Below are 303 nucleotides of genomic sequence, written 5' to 3'. Positions count from 1 at the left end.
GCTCGTCCGCTCAGGGTCAGTCGGGACCTAAGTCGAGGCCGAAAGGCGTAGACGATGGATAACAGGTTGATATTCCTGTACCACCTTCCCGCCGTTATCAGCAATGGGGGGACGCAGAAGGATAGGGTGAGCGCGCTGTTGGTCATGCGCGTCTAAGCAGTGAGGTGTGGAACGAGGCAAATCCCGTTCCTATAACATTGAGCTGTGATGGCAAGGGGAATTATCCCCGGAGTCCCTGATTTCACACTGCCAAGAAAAGCCTCTAGCGAGGCGGGAGGTGCCCGTACCGCAAACCGACACAGG

Annotated in this window: 1 rRNA gene; it reads left to right on the top strand. The window is 56.8% G+C overall.

Annotated features, from left to right (window positions below):
• Positions 1-303, top strand: a 23S ribosomal RNA gene (locus AWV70_RS12515); the annotation flags it as partial.

Source organism: Sporosarcina koreensis (genome assembly GCF_001531445.1).
Lineage (GTDB): Bacteria > Bacillota > Bacilli > Bacillales_A > Planococcaceae > Sporosarcina > Sporosarcina koreensis_C.
The sequence above is the reverse complement of the archived record's forward strand: the minus strand, read 5'-3'. Positions and strand labels throughout refer to the sequence as shown.